We start from the raw sequence: 17,661 nt of genomic DNA, 5'->3' as shown, positions 1-17,661 counted from the left end.
CGCGACTGCCCCGCCCGGACGGGCCGAATCCCGCTGGCGGATCCGACGGGCTCCGGCATAGGTTCGTCCCCGTTCATGAGCACTTCACCACCGGACCGTGCGATTCGGCGGGTTTCCGGCCGGACCAGGAGAGACGAGATGGCACCGAACGACCCCGCACCGGACGGCCGGATACTGCTGCGCGGCGCCACCGCCGAGGACGCCGGGCCGCTGACCCGGCTCTTCCTCGCCTCGCGCGCCGATTCCATGCCGTACCTGCCGAAGGTGCACAGCGACGAGGACACCCTCGCCTGGATGACCCATGTGGTCCTGCCCGGAACGACGGTGCGGATCGCCGAGACCGGCACCGGGGAGCTGCTGGGCTTCGCCTCCCTGGACGGAACCGACCTGGAACACCTCTATCTGCGCCCCGACGTACGGCGCCGGGGCATCGGCACTCTGCTCCTGACCGATGTGCGTGAACGCGCGGCCGGGGAGCTCACGCTGTACGTCTTCCAGCGCAACACGGACGCCCGGGCCTTCTACGAGCGGCACGGCTTCACCGCGGTCGGCTTCGACGACGGCAGCCGCAACGAGGAGAACGAACCGGACGTCAGATACCGGTGGACGGCGAACGGCTGACCCGGCCGCCCTCCGCGCCCGGCGTGCTCGCCGTCGCCCGCACCGGCGGGCCGGCCGGGCCGAGGGGCCGCCCGTACCGGCGGGCGGCAGGATCGCGGGGAGACGGGCACTGCGGCAGAGTGGGCACATGGACGATCTGAATGCCCTCGCCGATGAGCATCTGGCCGCCGCCCGGGCCTCCGCGCACGGCCGCAGCGCCCACCGCCTGCTGCACGAGGAACCCCTGAGGCAGACCGTCATCGCCCTGACCTCGGGTTCCGCCCTCGACGAGCACAACGCCCCGGCCGCGGCCTCCCTCCAGGTGCTCCGCGGCCGGGTCCGGCTCACGGCGGCCTCGGGCGATGTGGAGCTGAGCGCCGGAGGGCTCCAGCCGATCCCGCAGGAGCGGCACGGGCTGCTGGCGCTGGAGGACGCCGTGGTGCTGCTGACCGCCGTCAACGACTGACGGAGCCTGCGCCGGCGGGGGCCGTCCGGGTGCGCTCCAGGACCCACAGCACCAGGCTGCCCGCGGCGAGCGCACCGCCCAGGAGGCAGATGCCGCTCCAGCCCGCCCGGGACCAGACCACCGAAGCGAGCGCGGCTCCGGCCGCCCCGCCCAGGAAGAAGAGCGTCATGAACGCGGAGTTGATCCGGTTGCGGGCCTCCGGGCGGAGCGCGTAGATCACGTTCTGGCTGCTGTTGAGCCCCGCCTGCTGGGCGATGTTGAGCAGGATCACGCCGACCGTCAGCCACAGCAGCGACGACTCACCGGCCAGCAGCGCCAGCCAGGCGAGGGTGAGGAGCGCGGCCGCCGTCCCCGATACGGCCTGTACCCGGCCGCGGTCGCTCAGCCGCGCCGCGATGTTCATGCCCACCACACCGATGACGCCCACCAGGCCGAAGAGCCCGATGGCGGCCGCGTTCCAGTGGAAGGGCGGCCGGGTCAGCAGGAAGGTCAACGCGGTCAGCTGCACGCTGTACGAGGCCATGGAGAACGCGCCGATGGCCGCCCGCCGGCGCAGCAGGGGCTCCTGCCGCAGCAGGGCCAGCGTGGAGCGCAGCAGTCCGGAGTACGACATCGTGGCCGTGCCGCGCGACCGGGGCAGGCGGGGGAGCCGGTTGTGCAGAAGTACCGCCATGACGGCCATGAGCAGCGCGTTCACCCAGTACACGGTCCGCCAGCCGCCGAGCTCGGACAGCGCGCCCGCGGCCAGCCGTCCGAACAGCCCGCCGAGCAGCACGCCGGACATCACGACGCCGACGATCCTGCCGCGCTCGGCCGGAGCCGCGAGCGCCGCCGCGAACGGCACCACGACCTGCGCCCCGACGGAGGTCAGCGCGGTCAGCAGCGTGCCCGCGATCAGCAGTGGACCGGTGGGGGCGGCGGCCGTGGCCAGGAGGAAGAGGGCGGTGAGAGCGAACAGGCCCACGGCGAGGCGCCGTCGGTCCATGATGTCCCCGAGCGGGACGAGCAGGATCAGCCCCAGTGCGTACCCGGCCTGGGCGGCGGTCACGATCAGCCCCGCCGAGGTGACACCGATGCCCAGATTCACCTCGATGATGTCGAGGAGCGGCTGCGCGAAGTAGTTCCCGGCGCAGGAGAGGGCGGCGGCGAGGGCCATCAGCAGAACCAGACCGCGCCCGAGCGCGGGCTGTCCGGACATCGCGCGGGGCACGGCCCGGCTGCGGGTTTCGTGAGTGGTGTGAGCCATGTGCCCCAGCGTCCGGGATCGACCATTCATGAGTCCAACACATGTTTTTCATTCCATCGATCGTGGTTCACGATGGATGGATGGAACTTCAGCAGATGCGGTACGTCGTCGCGGTGGCGGAACTGGGCAGCTTCACGCGCGCCGCGAAGCGGTGCCTGGTCGTGCAGTCGGCCCTGAGCCATCAGATCGCCCGGCTGGAGAAGGAGCTGGGAGCCCGGCTCTTCGACCGCACCAGCCGGCAGGTGCGGCTCACCGCGGCGGGCGAGGCGTTCCTGCCGGAGGCCCGGCAGGCGCTGGACGCGGCGGAGCGGGCCCGGGCCGAGGTCGCCGCGACGGCGGGGGAGGTCCGCGGCCGCCTCGCGGTGGGAGCCATTCCGACCATTGCCGCGGTCGACATCCCGGCGGCACTTCGGGCGTTCCACCTGAGCTACCCGAAGGTGCACATCGTGTTGCGGGACGGGGCGAGCAAGGACCTGGTCCAGGAGGTGCGGGACGGGACGCTCGATGTGGCGTTCCTGGGGGTGCTGCCCAGCTACCGGCCGAAGGGCGTGAGCGATCACGAACTCGGCACGGGCGAACTGGTCGCCGTCGTGGCGCCCACCCATCCCCTGGCCGGGCAGGCGGAAGTGGGGCTCGACCGGCTGGCGCGGGAGATGTTCGTCGACTACCCCGACGGCACCGCGGCCCGGGCCCAGTCCGAGGAGGCGTTCGCGGCGATCGGCCTCACCCGTGAGGTGGCGTTCGAGGTCAGCGGCACCGACTTCATCGTCCGGCTGGTACGCAGCGGTCTCGGCATCGCCATGCTGCCGGCGGCCTTCGCGGCTGAGCTGACCGGAGTGCACGTGCTCCCCGTCCGCGACGCTCCCGCCCGCACGGAGCGCCTGGTGTGGAGCCGCTTCCGCCCGGCCCCGGCGGCTGCGGCGTTCCTGACGGGTCTGGGTGTCGATCCCGGTGCCGGGTCGCCGCCGGATGCGGGAGCAGGCGCGGGAGGGCCGAAGGGGCGGCGGCCTACTCGTTGAGTGCCGCTCGCAAGCGCTCGCCCATCGCGGCGGCCTCCTCGTCCGTGAAGGACAGCACGCCGTTCTCGGCCATCAGGGCGTGGAACTGTTGTTGCGGGTACGGCGTTCCCGCGGGGAGGCCGGCGATGTGCCAGTGGAGATGCGCATTTCCCTGCCGGCTTCCGAGGGACAGCAGATACGTGCGCTCGGGTTTCACCACCGCCTCCATCGCCAGTGCCACCTTCCGGACCACCGACATCAGCCGCAGGTAGGCGGACTCGTCCAGTTCGCGGACGGCGTGCTCGATATGGGCCTTCGGGGCCACGAGCACCTTGCCGGGCACCGTCGGATACCGGTCCAGGAAGGCGATGTGATGCTCGTCCTCGTACACCGTGACATGTGCGGAGCCGGGGGCACCCGCCACGAACTCGCATACGAAGCACGGGCCGTTGCGCACCCTGGCTTCGTAGGCTTCGAGGTCATGGGATCGCTGTTCCGATGACACGCTCTTCCTCTCTGCCGGCCCACTGAACCGCAAGGCGCAAGGGGGCAAGCACAGGTTCCGCGTGCGACGCCACCGTGCCCGACGTGCTCACGCCCGGCACCCACCGATCCTCCCACGGGCGCCGGGTGGGTGTCACCCGTGTCTGCTGGGCAGGTACTGGTGTACGACCCCGGGAAGCGGGGTGCGGCGAACGGCGGCGAGAGGCGTGTGACGTGAGCGAGCGGACCGTGTGGCAGTTCTCCGACGACCGTGGGCAGTTGTCGACCGCCGGGCGGCGCCCGACGCGGGTACTCGCCTATGTGCAGGCCGGGGCGACCCTGTGGGACCACGGGATACGCCCGATCGCGATATTCGGCTCCGATCACGACGACCGGGCCGTGCCCGACACGGCGAAGACCGGTTCGCTCCCGCCGGCCGAGGTCGTCTACCTCGGCGCCGGCAGCACACTGGACGTGGAGACCCTGCTCGGCTGCGAACCGGACCTCGTCGTGGCGGTCAGCTACGGCGGCGGCCATGTCTACGGGCTCGCCGCGGAGACCGCCAAGCATCTGGAGGAGCACATCCCGGTCGTCGTCATCGACGTGGGGCAGGCACGCACCCTCGCCGAGATCGGTGAGCGTTTCGCCCTGCTCGCACGCTCGCTGGGCGCCGAGGGGCCCGGTGCGGCGACAGGGGACCTGGACACCGCGCGGCAACGCCTGCGGATACTCGGTGCCCGTGCGGACGCGCCCCGGGTCCTCGCCCTCTCCCCGGCCGGGCACGAGCAGACACACCTCGCCCGCCCCCGGATGTGGCCCGAGCTGCGGGTGCTGGCCGAGCTCGGTGTCGGCATCGTGGAGCCGGCCGAGGGGCCCGGGCTGAACTGGTCCACGGTCGGCTGGGCGGAGGCGGCGGCGCTGCGCCCCGCGGTGGTCCTCGCCGACGTCCGGGCCAACGCCACTCCGCTGGACGAACTGCGGGCGAACGCGCACTGGTCGGCGATCGAGGGGGCCGCCCGGGTGGTGCCGTGGAACCCGGAGCCGGTGTGCAGCCCGCAGGCCCACGCGCGGTTCCTGACGCTCGTGGCCGATGCCCTGGAGGAGACGGGGCGCTGAGTACGGACGTCCGCCGAAGCCCCCGTACGGACGTGTCCGATCGCGCGGGCGGTGCCGGTTCGCGAGGCTGGTCGGGGCCGCCCCGCGCCGACCCCGTACCTCCCCAGGAGCAGGCATGCAGCAGGACAAGCACCCTTCCTACCGTCCCGTCGTCTTCCGCGACCGTTCGGCGGGCTACGCCTTTCTGACCCGGTCCACCGCGTCGAGCGAGCAGACGATCGACTGGGACGACGGCAACAGCTACCCCGTCATCGACGTGGAGATCTCCGCCGAGAGCCACCCCTTCTTCACCGGGAAGGCGCGGGTCGTCGACTCGGAGGGACAGGTCGCCAAGTTCGAGCGCAGGTACGGGGGCGAGGGCGCCTCCTGACCCGCTGGTGGACCCGGGTCCCCCGGCCCCCGTCGAAGGGGCGGGGGACCCGGGCCGTTTCTCCTCTTGACACGAACGTGCCGACGCCGACATCCCCGGACCGCGCGAGGCGGCTCCGGAGCCGACGACAGCCTCGTCGTCCCGGGACGTACCACCGTCGACGGCGCGGTGCCCCGGGCATCGGCCACGCGATCGCCCTCGACCCGAACCTGCGGACCGTCAGGCTCTTTCGCGGGGAGGGCGGCCGGACCGCCGTGCCCGCCGAGGTACCCCTGCTGGTCCGCGCGGAGGTGAGCCTCCGCTGTGGACCAGGGCCCGCGGCGGGCGGGTCGAGGCATTCGTCGACGGCCGTCCGGTCGCCGATGTGACGGACACCTGCCACACACACGGCAGGATCGGGCTCAATGTGTTCGGGGGCCGCGCCTCCTACCAGGACACGTTCGTCACCGCACTGTAGGAGAACCCAGCCCCATGCTCGACAGACTCGACCTGCTCGTCATCGGCGAATGCGTCGCCGACATCGTCCGGCTGCCGGGCGCGGCCGACCGGGTCCACCCCGGCGGCAGTCCGGCCAACGTCGCGTACGGCCTGGCCAGGCTCGGGCACGGCGCCACCCTGCTCACCCAGCTCGGCCCCGACGACAACGGCCGGCTGATCAGGGACCACCTCGCCGGTGCCGGGGTCGAGGTCCGCACGGACGGTGCCACGGCCCCCACCCCGTCCGCCGCCGTCACCCTGGACGGGGCGGGCCGGGCCGCCTACACCTTCGAGATCACCTGGACGCTCGGCCCGGTCTCCCTGGACCGGCCGCCGCACCACGTCCACACCGGATCGATCGCGGCGGTGATGGAACCGGGGGAGGCCACCGTCCTCGGCGCCGTCGAGTCGCTGCGTACGTCGGCGACCGTCAGCTACGACCCCAATGTGCGGCCCGAGCTGATGGGGGACCACGAGTCCGCCGTCCGCAGGGTCGAGCGGTGCGTCGCGCTCAGCGATGTGGTCAAGGCCAGCGACGAGGACCTGGAATGGCTGTACCCGGGCCAGACGCCGGAACGGGTCGCCGAGCGGTGGCTGGCCTCCGGACCGGCGGTCGTCCTTGTCACCCGGGGCGGCGACGGCGCGCTGGCCGTACTGCCCGGCGGGCGGGTGACCGTCGGCGCCCTGCCCACCGAGGTCGTCGACACGGTGGGGGCGGGCGACGCCTTCATGTCGGGCACCCTGCACGCCCTCGCCGCACACGGGCTGCTCGGCGCGGACGGCCGGGAACGGCTGCGCTCCCTGGACCGGGCCCGGACGGCCGACGTCCTGCGCCACGCGGCGGCCTCCGCGGCGGTGACCGTCGCCCGGGCCGGCGCCAACCCGCCGGACGCGGCGGAACTGGCGGCGGCACTCGGCCGGGGCTGAAACACGCCCCGGCCGCGGGAGGGCGTGCCCGGGCACCCCTCCTCAGCCGGGCGCCACCAGATGCGGGCTGCTGTCGTCGTCCAGGAACTCCACGACGGCCAGAACGAACAGCGCGCACAGCGCGATCCACACGGTGACCAGACCCGTGGGCCGGTCCCACACCACCAGCACCGCGGCGGCCACCACGACCACCGCCCAGTTCAGCGGGCGCCTGGCGCGGTGCACCCACCGGCCGACCGGACCACCGGTGAACCCGGCCGCGTCCCGCACGGCACCGATTCCGCCGCTCCACATCGCCATGACCCGGCCGGCGGCGCGGCCCTCACCGGTGAGCCAGGCGGCGAGGGCCACCACGATGCCGAGGGTGATGACCAGCCGGACCATGACACGCATCCGGCCGACCAGGGCGTCGAAGACCGAACCGGCCGCCGGCTGCGACACCCCGGACGGCAGGCTGTCGAGATAGAAACCGCGGCCCACCCACAGGGCCAGGCCGAGCACCGCCGCACCGGCAGCGACCGCGAGCGCCGTCGTGACCAGGGCACGGCGGCGGCGCACCGCGAGGAGCACCCCGCCCGCGGCCAGCACCAGCGTGACCAACGGCAGCCAGAACCCGATGATCTGGAGGGCCCGGAACCACCTCTTGGCCTTGCCCACCGAGTCGGAGGTCAGCACCGTGAAGTCGGTGTGGATCTCGGGGATCTTCGCCGCGACGCCCAGCCCCCGGTCGACGAGCCGCTGCTTCACCCGGTCGATGACCGGCGCGAGGTCGATGGTGACGGTGTCGCCGGTGAGCTTCACCGCCCCGCCACCGCTCCCGGACAGCGCCTTCAGCGTGGCGGACTGGGTGGCCCGGTTGAGGTCGGTCCAGACCGTCGCGAAGGCGTCGCTGGAGACGAACCTCTCCACCGTGCCGTGCACGAAGTTCGAAATGCCGGTGGTGAGGGGTCCGTTCAGCTTCGACAGCGCCTTGTCGAGAACCGGCCGGTCGGCGGGGGAGACATCGGCCAGCAGGGCCTTCACGTCCAGGTGCTGCATGAGGGCACCGGTGACCCGATCGGTCACCGCGGCCTGCACATCGGGGTCGGAGGCGAGCGGCGCCATCATCGCCACATAGTTGTCGGTGTCGCCGATCTGGTTCTTCGCCCAGGTGGAGACGATGCTCAGCGGTGTGAGGACGGCTGCGACGAGGACGAGCAGCGCGGCGAGGAACGAACGGGCCCGCGGCCGGTGCCGGGCCGGGGCACGGGCCTCCAGCACGGCCACCCTGGCGCGCAGCGCCTCCAGTTCGGCACTGTCCTCCGGGGGCTTCGGCTGATCGTGCTCCGGTTCCATCCCCCCAGGGGACGGCCTGCCGCCGCCGACGGCACGGCGGACTGGTGCGGATGGGTGAACACAGTCACTGTGGCGTGCGGTGTTGTTCGATCAGCCGGGCGCATCGATGCCCCTTTCGGCTCATTGGCCGCATCCTCCCCGGGGCTACTGCCGTTCGACAACCGGTAGGCGTGATCGATTACGGAGGAGGGGGCGGACATGGCGCGGCTCGACAGGGACGTCGCGGTGACAGGACTGGGGCTGGTGACTCCGGCGGGCGCGGACGAGCACACCTTCTGGGAGGGGCTGTGCGCCGGTGTGTCGACGGCCCGCGGCTGCGAGGAACTGGCGGGACTGCCGGTCGACTTCGGCTGCCCGGTGGACGGGATCGATCTGGACGGGGCGGTCGGCGGACGTTCGGTGTGGCGGATGGCGCGGTTCGTGAAGATGGCACTGGTCGCCGCCCGCCGGGCGGTGGCGGACGCCGGTCTGTCACCGGAGCGGTGGGACGGCGACCGGGTCGCGGTGGTGCTCGGCGTAGGAGTGGGCGGGGTGTCCGTGCTCGTCGACAACGTACGCAGGCTCGACGAAGGCGGAGCGGACGCGGTGTCACCGCTCCTGGTCCCCATGATGATGCCCAACGCGGCCGCCGGGGAGGTGGCCATCGCCCTGCGGGCGCACGGCCCCAGCCTGGCCCCGGCGACCGCCTGCGCGTCCGGGGCGACGGCCCTCGCCCTCGCCCGCGACCTGCTGCTGGACGACCGGTGCGACGTGGTGGTGGCGGGCGGTGCGGAGGCCGTGCTGACCCCGCTGGTGGTGAGCGCCTTCGCCGGAATGGGCGCGCTCTCGCTGCGCACCGGCGATCCCGCGGGGGCGTCGCGGCCGTTCGCCGCGGACCGGGACGGGTTCGTGATCGGCGAGGGCGCCGCCGTGCTCGTACTGGAACGCAGGGCCGACGCGCTCGCCCGGGGCGGACGGCCGCGCGCCCTGCTGGCCGCTGCCGGCTCCGCCACCGACGCCCACCACCCCACCGCCCCGGACCCGGAGGGCGGCGGGGCCCGCAAGGCCGTCGAGGCCGCGCTGCGCGAGGCGGGCTGGGCGGCCCACGAGGTCGACCACATCAACGCGCACGGCACATCGACCCGGTTGAACGACGCGATGGAGACCGAGCTGATCTCCGGACTCTTCCCCCATCGGCCCTCGGTGACCGCCCCGAAGGGGGTGCTCGGCCACACCCTCGCGGCGTCCGGGGCGATCGAGGCGGCCGCCACCGTACTGACCCTGGAGCACGGCCTCGTCCCGCCGATCGCCAACCTGGACTCGCTGCCGGACGGATTCGACCTCGACTGCGTGGTCAAGGAGCCCCGGACCCAGCACGTCGAGCGGGCACTGAGCCACTCCTTCGGCTTCGGCGGACACAACGTCGTACTCGCCTTCGAGCGTGTCGAACCGGACGGCCCGCCGCCCGCGGATCCGGGTGTCCTCGCCGTTGCTTGATCGTTATATTTTCATGACCGCAACGATCGACAGCCCCTCCGCCGAACGGTCCACGGACCTCCTCACCGGTGTGCTCCTCGGCGACAACCACCGCCGGGAGCACGGCTTCTGGCAGCGGCTGATCAGTACGGAACCCTTCCGCCGCCCGGAGCACCGCACCACCGAGGAGCGTCTGGCCCTCGCCTACGAGCGGCTGCGCGTCCTCAACGACTGCCTGGACAGCGGCGCCCGGCTCGCCGCCGACCACCGTGCCCTGGCCGCCCTGCACGAATGGCTCGGGCCGGTGGACCCGGCACTCACCACGGTGGCGGGCATCCACTACAACCTCTTCCTCGGCAGCCTCCTCGACCACGGGGACGACGGCCACCACGACCTGTCGGACTTCCTGCGGCTGCGGCGCATCGGCACCTTCCTCTGTACGGAGGTGGCGCACGGCAACGACGCCGCGGCCGTCGAGACCACGGCCGAGTACGACCGCGGGCGCGACGGGTTCATGCTCCGCACCCCGCACGCCGGGGCGCAGAAATTCATGCCCAACACCGGCCCGGCCGGCGGCCCGAAAACGGGGCTCGTGGCCGCGCGTCTGCTCGTCGACGGCGCCGATCACGGGGTCTTCCTCTTCCTCGTCCCGCTCACCGACGCAGAACGGCCCCTGCCCGGCGTACGGATCCGCAGGCTCCCCACCCGCACCGGCAGCCCGGTGGACCACTGCCTGACCTCCTTCGACCGGGTCTTCGTGGGACGCGCCGCGCTGCTGGGCGGGGACCACGGACGGATCGGCGCGGACGGGGAGTTCAGCAGCGCCATCGACAACCGCAGGCGCCGCTTCCTCGTGTCGATCGGCCGTGTCACCTCCGGCAAGATCTCGATGACGGCCTGCGCGGTCGGCTGCGCGCGGGCGACCCTCGCCGTCGCCGTCCGCTACGGCGGCCACCGCTACATCTCGGGCCACCGGGGCTCACGGCCGGTGCCGGTGATGGCCCACCGCAGCCACCACGGACCGCTCGCCTCGGCCACCGCCACCGTCTTCGCGATGAGCCTGCTGCACCGCAGGGCTCTGGACCGGTGGGAGGGGGGCGGGCAGCCGGAGGAGGCGGAGCGTCTGGTCGCCGTCGCCAAGGGGTGGATCACCTGGCAGGCCAGGTCCGTGATCGTCGAGTGCCGTGAACGCTGCGGTGCCCAGGCGCTCCTGGAGAACAACGGCATGAGCGAACTCCTCACCGGGGTGGAGGGCGCCATCACCGCCGAGGGCGACAACATGGCGATCCACGCCAAGGCGGCCGCGGAGATGCTCTTCGCCGCCGCACCGCCCGGACCCGGGCCCTCCCCCGGAGGCGGCCCCGGTGACCTCGACGACCCCGGGTTCCTCGACAGGCTGCTCGCCGAGCTGGAGCGGATCTGGTTCGTCCGGGCGCGGGAGCGGATGGGCCTCGCACCGCACGGCGATCCCCTGGCGCGGTGGAACGCGGCCTCCGGTCCCGCCCTGCGCGGCGTCGAGGCCCATGCCCAGCGGCAGGCGGCCGAGGCGTACGCGGAAGCGGTGGCGGCGCTGCCCGAGGGGCCCGCCCGCGAACGGCTCGACGAGCTGCGTCGGCTCTTCGCGCTCGACCGGATCGCCCGCAACAGCGGTGATCTGCTGGCAGCGGGTCTGCTGACCGCCGATCAGGTCAACCGGCTGCCGGACCGGGTCGAAGAGCTCATCACCACGGTCGCCGCCCATCTTCCCGGCCTCGTCGATTCCTTCGCGCTGCCGCCGGAACTGCTCGCCGACTGGCCCATCGCCGGGGCCGACTACGTGTCTGCCTACGACGATCCGGACGGCGCCTGGCAGCGGGCGGGGGACCGCGCGACGGTTCCGGACGAGCGGTGAGAGCCATGACGAGAAAGGGAACTGCTGTACGGGGTCACCGGGTCAGGGAGGCGGCCGGGGCCCTCGGTGTCCGCGTTGTCCTGCTGGCTTACTGGGGTACGACGTCCGTCCTGGCGCGGTGGTGCGGGGAGCGCGGGGAGGACGGTGCCGAATCGGTTCGGCACAAGGCGTAACTGGAGGCACTCCGCCCAGTTGATTCGGCGTCGGGACGGTGTCACCGCCGGCCCGGCAGCCGGACCGAATGATGGAGAGAAAGCTCATGAGTACGATTCACCCCAAGATCACCGAGGTTCTGACACACACCTTCAAAGTGCCCGTTGCCGAGATCCACCCGGGCTCCACCATGGACAGCCTGGAGATGGACTCCCTCGCCGTTGCCGAGTTCGCCGTCCTCATCAGGGAGACGGCGGGCGGTGTCCGGGACTTCGACCAGCTTCCCAAGAACGCCACGCTGGCCGACATCACACGGTTCATCGACCCGGCGGCCGACGGCGGGGCGCGGGTGGGCGGCGGGCCGGCGATGAGCAACGCCCGATGAACAGGCCGGCCGTCGCCGTCACCGGGCTGGGCATGATCACTCCGGTCGGCAACGACACCGAATCCACCTGGGAGGGTGTGTGCGCGGGCGTGTCACCGGCCCGGACCGTCGCGGAACTCGAAGGATGCGCGATCGACTTCGCGTGCATGGTCGACGGCATCGACCTGGACGCCGCGATCGGCGGCCGTGCGTCCTTCCGCATGGGGAAGTACGTGAAGCTCGCGGTGCTCGCGGCCCGGGAGGCGGTCGCCGACGCCGGGCTCGACCCGGCAGGGTGGGAGAGCACCCGGGTCGCGGTGGTCGTCGGCACCAGCAGCGGGGGCTCCGCCTCGCTGACCGAGCAGGCGGTCGTGATGGACCGGCTCGGAGCCGGGGCCACCTCGCCCTCGGGCATCCTGCTCACCATTCCGAACATGCCCGCCGCCGAGATCGCGATCCAGCTGCGGGCCACCGGACCCAGCATGGCCCCGTGCACCGCCTGTTCGTCCGGCGCCACCGCGCTGTCCGTCGCCCGCGACCTCCTGGTCACCGGGCAGTGCGACATCGCGATCGCCGGAGCCACCGAGTCGATCGTCTACCCGGTCGCCATGGCCGGGTTCGCCCGGTCCGGCGCCGGGGCCCGGAAGAACGGCGACCCGGCCGGGCTCTGCCGTCCCTTCGCGGCGGACCGGGCCGGACTGGTCATGGGCGAGGGCGCGGCCGTCATGGTGCTGGAACGGACACAGGACGCCCGGGCCCGGGGCGCGGCCCCACGGGCACTGCTCGCCGGCACCGGCGCCACCACCGACGCCCACCACCCCATCAGCCCGCATCCCTCCGGCGCGGTCGCCCAGGCGGCGGTGGAGGCCGCGCTGCGCGACGCGGGCTGGGCGGCCGAGGACGTCGAGCACGTCAACGCGCACGGCACCGCGACCCCGGTCAACGATGCCGCCGAGGCAGCCCTGATCGCCCGGGTCTACCCGCACCGGCCCCCCGTCACCGCCCCCAAGGGCGTACTGGGGCACTGTATGGGGGCGGCCGGAGCGATCGAGGCCGGACTCACCGTCCTCACGCTCCAGCGCGGAGTCGTCCCACCGATCGCCAACCTGGACGCCCCGGCGCCCGAGTTCGACATCGAATGCGTCACCAAGCAACCGCTGCGGCAGCCCATCCGGCGTGCCGTCAGCCATTCCTTCGGCTTCGGCGGACACAACGCCGTGATCGCTTTTCAGCGTCCGTAGGCATCCGGCAGGTGGTGCGACGGGAAACACCGCCCGGCGTACCACCGGCCACACCCCTCATGAGCTGCGCAGAGGCTCGTGATAGCTTGCCGGGGCCAGTCGAACTCCACGTAAGGGGTCAGGGAATCCGGTGCGAATCCGGAACTGACGCGCAGCGGTGAGGGGGACGGGCGGGGCCACGGCCACTGGGACCACCCGCGGGTGTCCTGGGAAGGCGTCCCGTCCGAAGGAACCCGAGTCCGAAGACCTGCTGGTACCCGCGGCCCGGTACCGGGCCGCGGACTCCGTACAGCGGGCTCCGCGCATGAGCCCCGAGACGCAGAGGGACTCCGTGCCGTCCATAGCCAGCCCTGTCCGCACCATGGCCCTGCTCTCGGCGGGGCTCGTCCTGCTGACCGCCTGCTCCGGCGGAGCCGGTGACTCCGCCGCGAAACCGGGGCCCGCGCACGGATACCCGGTGACACTGAAGAACTGCGGACGCACCGTCACCGTCGAAGCCGCGCCACGCCGCGCCGTCCCGGTGGACCAGGGATCGACGGAGATCCTGCTCTCCCTCGGCCTCGCCGACCGGCTGGCAGCCACCGCCACCTGGACCGACCCGGTGATGAAGGGCCTGGAGAAGGCCAACGACGGGGTGCCCAGGATCTCGGACAACCGGCCGTCCTCGGAGAAGGTCCTCGACCGCGAGCCCGATTTCGTCAGCGCGTCGTTCGCATCGACACTCGCCAAGGGTGGCGTCGCACCGCGCGAACAGTTCGAGGAACTCGGCGTCCCCACCTACGTCTCGCCCGCCGACTGCACCGGCAAGGACAACAGCAAGGGCGGCGACGGCTCCCGTACCGCGCGGCTGACCATGGACAGCGTCTACGGCGAAGTGCGCGATCTGGCCCGGGTGTTCGGCGTACCGGAGCGCGGCGACGCGCTCGTGGCACAGCTGCGGGCCCGGGTGAAGAAGGCGGCCGAGGGCATCGACGCCTCCGGAGCCACCCTCCTGTACTGGTTCTCCGACTCCAAGTCCCCGTACCTGGCCGGCTGCTGCGGAGCGCCCGGAATCATCACCGAGGAGCTCGGCGCGAAGAACGTCTTCGACGACACCCACGAGGAATGGCCCCAGATCAGCTGGGAGACCGTCGCCGACCGCAACCCCGATGTCCTGGTCATCGGCGACCTGACCCGCAGGGCCCAGACCGCCGAGAGCGCCGCGAAGAAGATCGAGTTCCTGGAGTCCAACCCGGTCACGAAGAACATGGACGCCGTCAGACACAAGCGGTACGTCCTGCTCAGCGGACAGTCCATGAACCCGTCCATCCGGACGGTCGAGGGCGTCGAACGCGTCGCCGCCGGGCTGCGCCGGTTCGGGTTCGCCGGGTGACGGGGACCGAACACGGCACCGCGGTGGCCGCGCCACCGGACCCCGGCACCTGCGCTGGTGCCGTGAAGGACGTACGGAGGCTGCGCGGCGGGGTCCTGTGGGTGTGCGGCATCGCGCTGCTCGTGGGCTCCGTCGCCCTGGCCGTCACCATCGGCCCCGCCCGGATCTCCGTGGCCGACGTCTGGTCCGCGGTCGCCTCCCACCTCGGATGGGGCCGTTCACGGCTCTCCCCGATCCGGGACGGCATCATCTGGGACCTGCGCATGCCGCGCACCCTGCTCGCCGCGGTGTGCGGCGCCGGACTCGCGGTGTGCGGGACCGTCATGCAGTCGCTGCTCCGCAACCCGCTCGCCGACCCGTTCGTCCTCGGGGTCTCCTCCGGGGCGTCCACCGGCGCGGTCGTGGTCGTCGTGCTCGGTGTCGGCGGGGGAGCGGTGTCGATCTCGACCGGCGCGTTCGCCGGGGCGCTCTGCTCGTTCGCCCTCGTGCTGCTGCTCAGCCACACCCTGGGCGGCACGACCGACCGGGTCGTGCTCTCCGGTGTGGCGGCCATGCAGTTGTTCTCCGCGCTCACCTCCTTCGTCGTGATGACCGCCGCCGACGCCGAGCAGACCCGCGGCGTGCTGTTCTGGCTGCTCGGCTCGCTCGCCGGGGTCGGCTGGACCGATGTGTGGATCTGCGCCGCCGTTCTCGTCGTGACGCTGCTGGTCTGCCTGGGCCACGCCCGTACGCTCGACGCCTTCGCGTTCGGGCAGGACGCCGCCGCCGCACTCGGCGTCCATGTCGCGCGCACCCGGATCGTGCTGCTGTGCACCACCGCGCTGCTGACCGCCGCACTCGTCAGCTCGGCCGGTGCCATCGGTTTCGTCGGCCTGGTGCTGCCGCACGCCGCCCGTGCCCTCGCGGGTTCCGGACACCGGCGGCTGCTGCCGGTCACGGCCCTGGCCGGGGCCGTGTTCCTGGTCTGGGTCGACACCCTCGCCAGGACGGTCCTCGACCCGCAGGAGGTGCCCGTGGGCGTGGTCACCGCGCTGATCGGCGTGCCCGCGTTCGTCGTGGTCCTCCACCGCACCCGGAGGGCCGCATGACCGGGGCCGCCGAGGGGCTGCGCGCCGAACGGGTCGGCCGGGCGGCGGGCGGCCGCCTGATCCTCGACGGGGTCGAGCTAGCCCCGCCGCCCGGCTCCACCCTGGGGCTGATCGGACCGAACGGATCCGGCAAGTCGACCCTGCTACGGGTGCTGGCCGGAGTCCTCGCCCCGGAGACCGGTGTGGTCACCCTCGACGGCCGGAGGCTCGCCGAGATCGGCCGCCGCACCGTGGCCCGACGGGTCGCCGTGGTCGATCAGCACGCCGTCACCCAGGTCGAGCTGAGTGTGCTCGACGTGGTGAGGCTCGGGCGCATCCCGCACCGCAGTGCCTGGTCGGCACCGACCCGGGAGGACGACGAGGCGGTGCGTGAGGCGCTCGCCAGGACCGGCCTCGCCGACCGCGGCGACCAGTCCTGGCACACCCTCTCCGGCGGTGAGCGACAGCGTGTCCAGATCGCACGGGCACTCGCCCAGCAGCCGCGCGAACTGCTGCTCGACGAGCCGACCAACCACCTCGACATCCAGCACCAGCTGGAACTCCTCGCGCTGATCGCCTCCCTGCCGCTGACCGGGGTCATCGCCCTGCACGACCTCAACCTGGCCGCGATGTTCTGCGACCGGATCGTCGTCCTGAAGGAGGGGCGGGTGGTGGCCGCCGGAACCCCTTCGGAAGTGATCACCGAGGAGCTGATCGCCGACGTCTACCGGGTCGCGGCACGCGTCACGCAGGACGGCCCGGACGGGCGGCCCTCGGTGCGCTTCCTGCCGGGGCGCCCCGCGGGGACGTAGCGCCCGGCGGCGGGAACCGCGAAAGCGGTCGCGGACCACGGGAGCGGTCGGGCGGACCCCGGCACTGCGCGGGTCCGCCCTGGTTCTCCGGGTGCGGCCGTTCGCCGCGGTGCGCGGTACGCGGTCAGCGGCGGCGTCCCCGGCCGAATTCGCCGCCGATGTCCTTGCCGCCGATGTCCGAGTCGTCCGCGTAGTCGATCTGCTCCTTGCGGAGTTCGGCGGAGACCTCCTTCTGTTCGGTCACCTTCTTGGTCTCCATCCGCACCCGCTCGACGGGCACGGTCTCCTTGCGCGTGGTCGGACGTTCCGCGTGCAGGGTGACCTCGACGTCCTGCTCGCGGATGGCGGCACGCTCCGCGGTCTTCTCGCCGGGCTGGAGCGGCTCACGGATCAGGCGCACCTCTTCGTGCGTCACCGGCACGGTCCTGGTGACGTTCTCGGTGACGACGTACTTGTGCAGCCGGGCCTTTCCGCTCTCGTACTCCTCGGTGCCGACGAGCAGCTGCTCCTCGGAACGGATCATCTCCTCCTTGCCGCCCAGGTCGGCCGAGGACCGCTCGGAGCCCGCCCCGGCGCCGACGAGGGGCCGCGAGGTGCCGGCCGCGCCGGTGTCGCGGTGCCTGCCCTGGCCCGTGCCGGCGCCGCCGGCGATGCCGGACGAGGTGGTGCGGGCCGTACCCGTACCGGAGGCGGTGGTGCCGGTCCCGGTCATGGCCGTCTTGTCGGACCCGGTGGTGCGTCCGGCGCCGGCCGCGCCCATGGCCCCGGCCGCTCCCGCCGCTCCCATGGCCGTGGTGCCCGTCCCGGACGCCGTCGTGGCCCCCGGGTCCGCGCGGCCGCCGAGCTTGGCCGTGGTGTTCCTGGCGAGGCCGTAGTGCTTGTAGAGCTCCTCCTCCTCCGCCACGGACAGATGCGCGTCCGCGTCCACCCGGGGGGCTTCCTTGACACGGTCCTTCGGATGCGAGATGTGCAGATCGGAGCCCACACGGCGGGCTCCGGCAAGCGGGACAAAACTCTCCTTCATGCCGAACAGGCCGGTCTTCACCGTGATCCAGTCCGGCCGGCCGGTGTTGTCGTCCACATATACCCGGCCGACACTGCCGACCTTCTCGCCGTCGGTGTCGTACACCGTCAGGCCGTCGAGCTCTCCGGAATCCGTGAAACCGTCAGCGGCTGCCATGACCGATTCCTCCTCGTCCGGGCGCGTCCTGTGGCTGAGGCCATCAGAGGAGGCGCGTCCGCTTTCCATCGCGCCTCACCCGGATGGCCGCTGCAACCTCCCGGACCT

At 72.6% G+C, this 17,661-nt stretch carries 17 protein-coding genes and 1 riboswitch; of the genes, 13 read left to right on the top strand and 4 right to left on the bottom strand.

Annotated elements, in window-relative coordinates:
• Positions 1 to 138 precede the first annotated feature (138 nt).
• Both ACWCPY_RS13425 and ACWCPY_RS13420 read left to right on the top strand, forming a co-directional pair.
• A complete protein-coding gene (locus ACWCPY_RS13425) occupies positions 139 to 621 on the top strand; it encodes an N-acetyltransferase family protein (RefSeq protein ID WP_451264423.1) in 483 nt (160 codons plus the stop codon).
• Between the two features lie 127 nt (positions 622 to 748).
• Entirely contained in the window at positions 749 to 1,066 is a 318-nt protein-coding gene (locus ACWCPY_RS13420) for a cupin domain-containing protein (protein ID WP_326763967.1), read from the top strand.
• On the opposite strand, the gene ACWCPY_RS13415 is transcribed toward ACWCPY_RS13420, so the two are convergent.
• Positions 1,056 to 2,312 (bottom strand): MFS transporter, encoded by a 1,257-nt coding sequence (locus tag ACWCPY_RS13415; RefSeq protein ID WP_451264422.1) that lies wholly within the window; start codon positions 2,310 to 2,312, stop codon positions 1,056 to 1,058. The genes ACWCPY_RS13420 and ACWCPY_RS13415 overlap by 11 nt on opposite strands.
• A gap of 80 nt (positions 2,313 to 2,392) precedes the next feature.
• Between ACWCPY_RS13415 and ACWCPY_RS13410 the strand changes: the two genes are divergently transcribed.
• Entirely contained in the window at positions 2,393 to 3,331 is a 939-nt protein-coding gene (locus ACWCPY_RS13410) for a LysR family transcriptional regulator (RefSeq protein ID WP_451264421.1), read from the top strand.
• Here the strand turns inward: ACWCPY_RS13410 and ACWCPY_RS13405 are convergent.
• Positions 3,321 to 3,767 (bottom strand): HIT family protein, encoded by a 447-nt coding sequence (locus tag ACWCPY_RS13405; RefSeq protein ID WP_451264420.1) that lies wholly within the window; start codon positions 3,765 to 3,767, stop codon positions 3,321 to 3,323. The genes ACWCPY_RS13410 and ACWCPY_RS13405 overlap by 11 nt on opposite strands.
• Positions 3,768 to 4,027: 260 nt before the next feature.
• On the opposite strand from ACWCPY_RS13405, the gene ACWCPY_RS13400 reads away from it, so the two are divergent.
• The 3 genes from ACWCPY_RS13400 (at position 4,028) to ACWCPY_RS13390 (ending at position 6,683) form a co-directional block, all read left to right on the top strand.
• On the top strand, positions 4,028 to 4,909 hold the full coding sequence (locus ACWCPY_RS13400; protein ID WP_451264419.1) for an ABC transporter substrate-binding protein: 882 nt from the start codon (positions 4,028 to 4,030) through the stop codon (positions 4,907 to 4,909).
• A gap of 115 nt (positions 4,910 to 5,024) precedes the next feature.
• The gene (locus ACWCPY_RS13395) at positions 5,025 to 5,279 is read left to right on the top strand and encodes a type B 50S ribosomal protein L31 (RefSeq protein ID WP_362452362.1); all 255 of its coding nucleotides are present in this window, start codon (positions 5,025 to 5,027) and stop codon (positions 5,277 to 5,279) included.
• Positions 5,280 to 5,750: 471 nt separating this feature from the next.
• Positions 5,751 to 6,683: a carbohydrate kinase family protein gene (locus tag ACWCPY_RS13390; RefSeq protein ID WP_451264418.1), complete on the top strand. Its 933-nt coding sequence runs from the start codon at positions 5,751 to 5,753 to the stop codon at positions 6,681 to 6,683.
• A gap of 42 nt (positions 6,684 to 6,725) precedes the next feature.
• Here ACWCPY_RS13390 and ACWCPY_RS13385 read toward each other — a convergent pair whose 3' ends face one another.
• Positions 6,726 to 8,018: a hypothetical protein gene (locus ACWCPY_RS13385; protein ID WP_451264417.1), complete on the bottom strand. Its 1,293-nt coding sequence runs from the start codon at positions 8,016 to 8,018 to the stop codon at positions 6,726 to 6,728.
• Between the two features lie 198 nt (positions 8,019 to 8,216).
• Between ACWCPY_RS13385 and ACWCPY_RS13380 the strand changes: the two genes are divergently transcribed.
• The 7 genes from ACWCPY_RS13380 (at position 8,217) to ACWCPY_RS13350 (ending at position 16,373) form a co-directional block, all read left to right on the top strand.
• Positions 8,217 to 9,494: a beta-ketoacyl-[acyl-carrier-protein] synthase family protein gene (locus ACWCPY_RS13380; RefSeq protein ID WP_451264416.1), complete on the top strand. Its 1,278-nt coding sequence runs from the start codon at positions 8,217 to 8,219 to the stop codon at positions 9,492 to 9,494.
• Between the two features lie 13 nt (positions 9,495 to 9,507).
• Positions 9,508 to 11,364: an acyl-CoA dehydrogenase family protein gene (locus ACWCPY_RS13375; RefSeq protein WP_451264415.1), complete on the top strand. Its 1,857-nt coding sequence runs from the start codon at positions 9,508 to 9,510 to the stop codon at positions 11,362 to 11,364.
• A 259-nt stretch (positions 11,365 to 11,623) separates the two neighbouring features.
• Complete coding sequence (locus tag ACWCPY_RS13370; RefSeq protein ID WP_451264414.1) at positions 11,624 to 11,902, top strand: acyl carrier protein; 279 nt, start codon at positions 11,624 to 11,626, stop codon at positions 11,900 to 11,902.
• Entirely contained in the window at positions 11,899 to 13,122 is a 1,224-nt protein-coding gene (locus ACWCPY_RS13365) for a beta-ketoacyl-[acyl-carrier-protein] synthase family protein (RefSeq protein ID WP_451264413.1), read from the top strand. The genes ACWCPY_RS13370 and ACWCPY_RS13365 overlap by 4 nt, the downstream gene beginning before the upstream one ends.
• 79 nt (positions 13,123 to 13,201) lie before the next feature.
• A riboswitch (cobalamin riboswitch) is annotated at positions 13,202 to 13,391 on the top strand.
• A 35-nt stretch (positions 13,392 to 13,426) separates the two neighbouring features.
• The gene (locus ACWCPY_RS13360; protein ID WP_451264412.1) at positions 13,427 to 14,494 is read left to right on the top strand and encodes an ABC transporter substrate-binding protein; all 1,068 of its coding nucleotides are present in this window, start codon (positions 13,427 to 13,429) and stop codon (positions 14,492 to 14,494) included.
• Positions 14,491 to 15,582, top strand: a complete 1,092-nt coding sequence (locus ACWCPY_RS13355; RefSeq protein ID WP_451264411.1) for a FecCD family ABC transporter permease — start codon at positions 14,491 to 14,493, stop codon at positions 15,580 to 15,582. Before ACWCPY_RS13360 ends, ACWCPY_RS13355 begins: the two co-directional genes overlap by 4 nt.
• Positions 15,579 to 16,373 carry an ABC transporter ATP-binding protein gene (locus ACWCPY_RS13350; protein WP_451264410.1) on the top strand — a complete coding sequence of 265 codons (795 nt, stop codon included), beginning with the start codon at positions 15,579 to 15,581 and terminating at the stop codon, positions 16,371 to 16,373. The genes ACWCPY_RS13355 and ACWCPY_RS13350 overlap by 4 nt, the downstream gene beginning before the upstream one ends.
• A 124-nt stretch (positions 16,374 to 16,497) precedes the next feature.
• Here the strand turns inward: ACWCPY_RS13350 and ACWCPY_RS13345 are convergent, their stop codons facing one another.
• The gene (locus ACWCPY_RS13345; RefSeq protein ID WP_451264409.1) at positions 16,498 to 17,553 is read right to left on the bottom strand and encodes a DUF2382 domain-containing protein; all 1,056 of its coding nucleotides are present in this window, start codon (positions 17,551 to 17,553) and stop codon (positions 16,498 to 16,500) included.
• Between the last annotated feature and the right edge of the window lie 108 nt (positions 17,554 to 17,661).

The sequence above is a fragment of the Streptomyces sp. NPDC002403 genome, assembly GCF_053593015.1.
The sequence above is the reverse complement of the archived record's forward strand: the minus strand, read 5'-3'. Positions and strand labels throughout refer to the sequence as shown.